The sequence below is a fragment of the Streptomyces sp. RP5T genome (genome assembly GCF_003933965.1).
Taxonomy (GTDB): domain Bacteria; phylum Actinomycetota; class Actinomycetes; order Streptomycetales; family Streptomycetaceae; genus Streptomyces.
On the sequence record NZ_RSAJ01000532.1, the window covers coordinates 1 to 5,697 of the forward strand.

The 5,697-nt window shown below is 73.7% G+C and carries 6 protein-coding genes and 1 pseudogene; 5 read left to right on the forward strand and 2 right to left on the reverse strand.

The genetic code is table 11. The features are described 5' to 3' along the window. Nucleotides 1-365, forward strand: a 365-nt coding sequence (locus EHS43_RS35525) for a GNAT family N-acetyltransferase (RefSeq protein WP_148104164.1), incomplete at its 5' end; no start/stop codon positions are given. On the opposite strand, the gene EHS43_RS35530 is transcribed toward EHS43_RS35525, so the two are convergent. Next, on the reverse strand, nucleotides 337-684 hold the full coding sequence (locus EHS43_RS35530) for a DUF6204 family protein (protein ID WP_185806555.1): 348 nt from the start codon (nucleotides 682-684) through the stop codon (nucleotides 337-339). The genes EHS43_RS35525 and EHS43_RS35530 overlap by 29 nt on opposite strands. Nucleotides 685-743: 59 nt before the next feature. Here EHS43_RS35530 and EHS43_RS35535 point away from each other — a divergent pair. Then, a pseudogene (locus EHS43_RS35535) lies at nucleotides 744-1,675 on the forward strand (arginase family protein). Nucleotides 1,676-1,715: 40 nt separating this feature from the next. Then, on the forward strand, nucleotides 1,716-3,638 hold the full coding sequence (locus tag EHS43_RS35540; protein ID WP_125194748.1) for a DUF5107 domain-containing protein: 1,923 nt from the start codon (nucleotides 1,716-1,718) through the stop codon (nucleotides 3,636-3,638). Nucleotides 3,639-3,650: 12 nt separating this feature from the next. Here the strand turns inward: EHS43_RS35540 and EHS43_RS35545 are convergent, their stop codons facing one another. Next, nucleotides 3,651-4,001 carry a VOC family protein gene (locus EHS43_RS35545; protein ID WP_037706453.1) on the reverse strand — a complete coding sequence of 117 codons (351 nt, stop codon included), beginning with the start codon at nucleotides 3,999-4,001 and terminating at the stop codon, nucleotides 3,651-3,653. Nucleotides 4,002-4,126: 125 nt separating this feature from the next. Between EHS43_RS35545 and EHS43_RS35550 the strand changes: the two genes are divergently transcribed. Continuing rightward, on the forward strand, nucleotides 4,127-4,639 hold the full coding sequence (locus EHS43_RS35550; RefSeq protein WP_125194749.1) for a phage holin family protein: 513 nt from the start codon (nucleotides 4,127-4,129) through the stop codon (nucleotides 4,637-4,639). Between the two features lie 33 nt (nucleotides 4,640-4,672). Beyond that, nucleotides 4,673-5,680, forward strand: a complete 1,008-nt coding sequence (locus EHS43_RS35555; protein WP_125194750.1) for an SDR family oxidoreductase — start codon at nucleotides 4,673-4,675, stop codon at nucleotides 5,678-5,680. The last annotated feature ends 17 nt before the right edge of the window (nucleotides 5,681-5,697 follow it).

The following is a 5,697-nucleotide window of genomic DNA, read 5'->3' on the forward strand; positions in this document are numbered from 1 at the left end:
GGTTCCTGGTCTGCGAGAAGGACGGGGAGCGGGGCGGCGGGGCCATCGCCGGGTTCATCAACATCAACAACATCGTCCACGGCGGCTTCAGGTGCGGGGCCCTCGGCTACGGCGTCTTCGCGCACGCCGCCGGGCGCGGGCTGATGCGCGAGGGGCTCGGTCTGGTGCTCGACCACGCCTTCGGCCCGATGCGGCTGCACCGCCTGGAGATCAACGCACAGCCCCGCAACACCGCCTCCCTCGCCCTCGCCCGCAGTTGCGGCTTCCGGCTCGAAGGGTTCTCCCCGAAGATGCTCTTCATCGACGGGGAGTGGCGCGACCACGAGCGCTGGGCGATCACCGCCGAGATGCGGGCTTCCGGTTGATCTTCATGGTGTCGAGGTCGGTGACCGTCGACTTCAGGCCGGCGAAGCCGTAGCCGAGCTCCCGCAGCGTCGTCTCCGCGCGGTCCTCGGCGATCGCGCCCGCCATCTCCTCGCCGTCCGCCGGGTCCGACACCACCACGTACCGCATCGAGAAGTGCTTCAGCGGCACCGGCTCGTACGACAGCGAGCCCTCCGCGCAGAACCGCATGCTCGCCATGCCGTGGTCCGCCGCCTCGGCGAGCAGGCGCGCCCGGGCCTCGTCGGTGAGCCCCTCCCACGTGCCGCGGACGATCACCCGGTAGGTGTGCTGCTCACTCACTGTCGCTCCCTCTCGCATCTCCGTGGACGGTCGACTGTACGTCGGCGAGGATGATCCGCATGCGGAATATCGTCGTGCTGGACGCCCCCTCCAACCTCGGTCTGCGTCCCCCCGCTCCCGGCACCGTGCCGGGTTGCTACAAGCTCGCCGGCGCCCTGCGCGAGCAGCGGATCGTGCAGCGGCTGCACGCCTTGGAAGGCGGGGTGGTGGTGCCGCCGCGCTACGACCGCGGGGACTGGCAGGAAGGCGACGGCGTCTTCAACGCCGCCGCGATCGCCTCGTACACCGTCGGACTGGCCGACCGTGTCGAGCGCCACGTCCGCGCCGGGGACTTCCCCGTCGTGCTCGGCGGCGACTGCTCCATCCAGCTCGGTGCCTCCCTCGCCCTGCGTCGCATCGGCCGCTACGGCCTGGCCGCGATTGGGGGTACCTCCCACGCCCTTGAGGCAGTGGGGGAGCTTCGCCGGACTTCCGGCACCCCGGCAACTCCGGCCGGATCGGCGCGGCGGGCGGCGAGGAGGTAGCGCTGGCCACCGGGCGCGGACAGCGGGACCTGACCGACCTGGAGGGGCTGAGGCCCTATCTGCGCGACGAGGACGTGCGGTTCTTCGGGATCCGTGACGTGTTCGAGGAGGAGCGGGCCGAACTCGCCGGACTCAGGATCCCGGTGGTGACCGTCGGCGACCTCCGGGAGTGGGGCGCCGAGGCCCTAGCCCGGGCCACCGCGCAGGCCTTCGAGATCCCGGAGATCGACGGCTACTGGGTGCACCTGGACGCCGACTGCCTCGACCCGTCCGTCATGCCCGCCGTCGACAGCCCCGACCCGGACGGCCTCCTGCCCGCCGATCTCGTCGCGCTGCTGGGGCCGTTGCTCGCCTCCCCCTCCTGTGTCGGCCTCAACATCACCATCTACGACCCCGATCTGGACCCCGAGGGCACGGCGGGCGCGCTGCTCACCGACATCGTCGTGGACGCCTTTGCGCAATCCTGACCGGCAGCTCCCCTGGCCGACTCACCGCCGAGCGGTTTCCATGGTGATCGTGACGACGATCCGGCGAGACGTACTCACCCTGCCCGCCGCACCGCTGGGCCCCGACAACCCGCTGCCGCCGCTGCGGCTGCCGCACGAGGTCCACCGCGTCGACGTACGGGAGCGGGACGACCTGCCCAGGGACATGGCCCGGCAGGCCGGGTACGGGCAGCTCACCAGCCTGCTGCCGGTCCGGGTCCGGGACGGCTACGGCAGAGCGCGCACGGCCCGCGCGTTCGAGACGATCGTGATCGAGAACGACCGGCTCAGGGCGACCGTGCTCCCCGGACTGGGCGGCCGCGTAGCCTCCCTCCTCCACAAGCCCACCGGGCGTGAACTCCTGTACCGCAACCCGGTGTTCCAGCCCGCGAACTTCGCCCTGAACGGCGCCTGGTTCTCCGGCGGCATCGAGTGGAACATCGGCGCCACCGGCCACACCACCCTGTCCGCGGCCCCCCTGCACGCCGCCCGCGTACCGGCCCCCGACGGCGGGCAGATGCTCCGCCTGTGGGAGTGGGAGCGCCTGCGCGACCTGCCCTTCCAGGTGGACCTGTGGCTGCCGGACGGCTCGGACTTCCTGTACGCCGGGGTGCGGATCCGCAATCCGCACGAGCGGCCGGTGCCGGCCTACTGGTGGTCGAACACCGCCGTGCCCGAGGGCCGCAGGGTGCTCGCCCCGGCCGAGGAGGCCTGGCAGTTCGGCCACGAGCACCACCTGCGCCGGGTGCCCCTCCCACCGGACCCCTTCGACAGCCCGTACGCCGCCGACTACTTCTACGACGTGCCCGACGGCCGGCGCCGCTGGATCGCCGCCCTCGACCCCGGGGACGGACACGGTCTCGTGCAGACCTCCACCGACCTCCTGCGCGGCCGCAAGCTGTTCGTGTGGGGCACCGGCAGCGGGGGCCGGCGCTGGCAGGAATGGCTCACCGAACCCGGCACCGGAGGCTACTGCGAGATCCAGGCCGGACTCGCCCGCACCCAGCTGGAGCACGTACGGCTGGAGGCCGAGAGCGAGCTGGCGTGGCTGGAGGCGTACGGGCCCCTGGCGTCGGCACCGGTGACGGCCGAGGTACGGGCGCGCCTGGAGGCCGTACTGCCCCGGGCCGCCGTCGACGAGGCCTGCGCCGCCTGGAGGCCGTACGCCGACACCGAACCCGAGGAGATGCTGGCCGCCGGCTCGGGCTGGGGCGCCCTCGAAGTGCTGCGGGCCGACCTGAAGCTGCCCGGGACACCCTTCGCGGAGAGCGCGCTCGGCACGGCGCAGGCGCCCTGGCTGGAGCTGCTGCGCACCGGGTCCCTGCCCGAACCGCGGCGGGTGCGGCCGCCCGGCGAGACACTGGTCGCCGCGCACTGGCGGGACATGCTGGAGACCGCGCCCGCCACCCCGCTCACCGAGTACCACCTGGGCGTCGCGCAGTGGCACGCCGGGGACCGGGCACAGGCTGTGCGCAGCTGGGAGCGGGGGCTCGAACTGGCGCCGTCCCGCTGGCCGTTGCTGCGCTGCCTCGCCGTCGCCGACCGGGTAAGCGGCAACCGGGAGCGGGCCGCCGCGCGGTACGCCGAGGCCTTCGACGACCTGTGCCAGGAGCGGCGCGACGACGGCGAGTCGTGGACGGCGGCCACCGCGGCGCTCGCGCGCGAGACGCTGGAGGCGCTGCTCGCGGCGGGCCGTACCGCCGAGGCCCGTTCCGTGTGGGAGCGGCTGTACCCGGAGATCCGGGCACGCGGCAGGTTCCGGCTGATCGAGGCCGGACTGCTGCTCGCCGAGGAACGGCCCGAGGCGGCCCGGGCCGTCTTCGAGGAGGGCTTCGAGGTCGCCGACCTGCGGGAGGGCGCCGAGGCGATCGGCGACCTGTGGAGCCGGATCAGCGACGAACCACTCCCGCCGCACCACGACTTCCGGATGCGGGCGCCGGGGTAGGAGCCGGTCCCGCTAGGTGACGTTGCGGTCCACGTACTCGTAGACCACGCCGTCCGGGTGCATCGCGATCAGGTTGCGGCCCACCGGCGTGGGCACCGGGCCCGCGATGACCCGGGCGCCGAGCTCGCTGAGGAGCTGGTGGGCCTCGTCGACGTCCTTCACCGCGATGGTCGCCGCGACCTTGCGCAGCACCTCCAGCTCGGCCTCGGGGCCGCTCATCAGCAGGAAGCAGCCCACCGCCGCCACCTGGACTCCGCCGCGCTCGAAACGGAGGGCCTTGGCGCCCGCCAGCCGTTCGTAGAAGACGACCGCGGCCTCCAGATCGTCGACACAGACACGCAGCGTGGTTCCCAGAATGTCCATGCGGACGAGCCTAATTGCGGCGGCCGGACCGTGGAGATCGTTTCACGCGATCCTCCCGAGCCGGCCGCCCCCGGCGCACAGGCCGCCCGGCGTTATGCGCACGCCTGTGCGGGTACCCGGCGGCCATGGAGCGCTTGGATCACCTGGAGCATCTGGACAGGCAGCTGGTCGACGAGCTGGCGCAGGTGGCACGCGAGACCGTACGCGACGAGCTGCGCGAGCAGACGCGCAAGCAGCGCCGTACGGCCATGCTGTACGCCGCGTCCGGCGCCGTCGCGCTGTACGCGGGAGCGGCCCTGGCACTCGCCGTGGGCCTCGCCCTCGCCCTCGGGCTGCCCGACTGGGCCGCCGCGCTGATCACCGCCGTGATCCTGGGGGCCGTGGCCTACGCCCTGCGCGGTGCGGCCCGCCCGTCCGCGGCCCGGCCGGCCGCCGGGCCGGAGGCAGCGACGCCGGCCGCCGCGGACCGCGCCGCCGGGGGAGCGGCACCGGTGGCCGCGCCGCCCAGCGGGAGCGGGCTCGGCACGCCGTACCCGCCCAAGCCGCCGGTCGCCCCGGAAGTCCCGGGCACCCCGGAACCGGGCGTGGCCCCGGGACAGGACGGCATCGACCCCGAGCAGCCGCACCACCGGGCCTGACCCGTGGCGCGCGACGCAGGGAAGGAAACACGCGTGAAGGACGGCAAAGTCGTCGTGGTGACCGGCGCCAGCGGCGGCGTGGGACGGGCCACGGCCCGGGCCTTCGCCGAGCGGGCGGCCCGCGTCGCCCTGCTGGCCCGGGGCCGCGAGGGTCTCGCGGCCGCCGCCGACGACGTACAGCGGGCGGGCGGTGAGGCGCTGGTCGTGAGCGTCGACATGGCCGACGCCAAGGCGGTCGACGACGCCGCCCAGAAGGTCGTCGACGCCTACGGACACATCGACGTCTGGGTCAACAACGCCTTCACCGGCGTCTTCGCACCCTTCACGGAGATCACCCCGGACGAGTTCCGGCGGGTGACCGAAGTGACGTACCTGGGCTATGTGTTCGGCACCCGGGCGGCGCTGCGCCACATGCTGCCGCGCGACCGCGGCACCATCGTGCAGGTGGGGTCGGCGCTGGCCTACCGGGGCATCCCCCTGCAGTCCGCGTACTGCGGGGCCAAGCACGCCATCCAGGGGTTCAACGAGTCCCTGCGCTGCGAGCTGCTCCACTCGGGCAGCGGTGTCCGCACCACCATGGTCCAGATGCCGGGTCTCAACACGCCCCAGTTCGAATGGGTGTTGAACAAGATGCCCGGGAAGGCCCGGCCGGTGGCGCCGGTGTACCAGCCGGAGATCGCCGCGCGCGCGGTCGTGCACGCCGCCTCCCACGCACGACGGCGGGAGTACTGGGTCGGCGGGTCCACCGTGGCCACGCTTCTCGCCAACGCGGTCGCGCCCGGGGCGCTGGACCGCTACCTCGCCCGCACCAACATCGAGGCTCAGCAGGAAGAGGGCGAGCACGGCGGTCCCGGGAACCTGTGGGCGCCCGTGGACGGGCCGCACGGACGGGACTTCGGGGCGCACGGCCGCTTCGACGAGGAGGCCGTGTCCTCCAGCCCGCAGGACTGGCTGTCCCGCAACCGCGGACGCATGCTCGTGGCCGCAGCGGCCGGCGGGCTGGGCGCCGCGGTGACCGCCGGGCTGCGCCACCGGAACTGAGCGGGGCGGGGGAGCGG

Bases quoted from the DNA above. Each gene is read 5' to 3' on its own strand.
- EHS43_RS35540 (WP_125194748.1), top strand. From the start codon at position 1,716: ATGGTGATCGTGACGACGATCCGGCGAGACGTACTCACCCTGCCCGCC.
- EHS43_RS35545 (WP_037706453.1), bottom strand. From the start codon at position 4,001: ATGGACATTCTGGGAACCACGCTGCGTGTCTGTGTCGACGATCTGGAG.
- EHS43_RS35550 (WP_125194749.1), top strand. From the start codon at position 4,127: ATGGAGCGCTTGGATCACCTGGAGCATCTGGACAGGCAGCTGGTCGAC.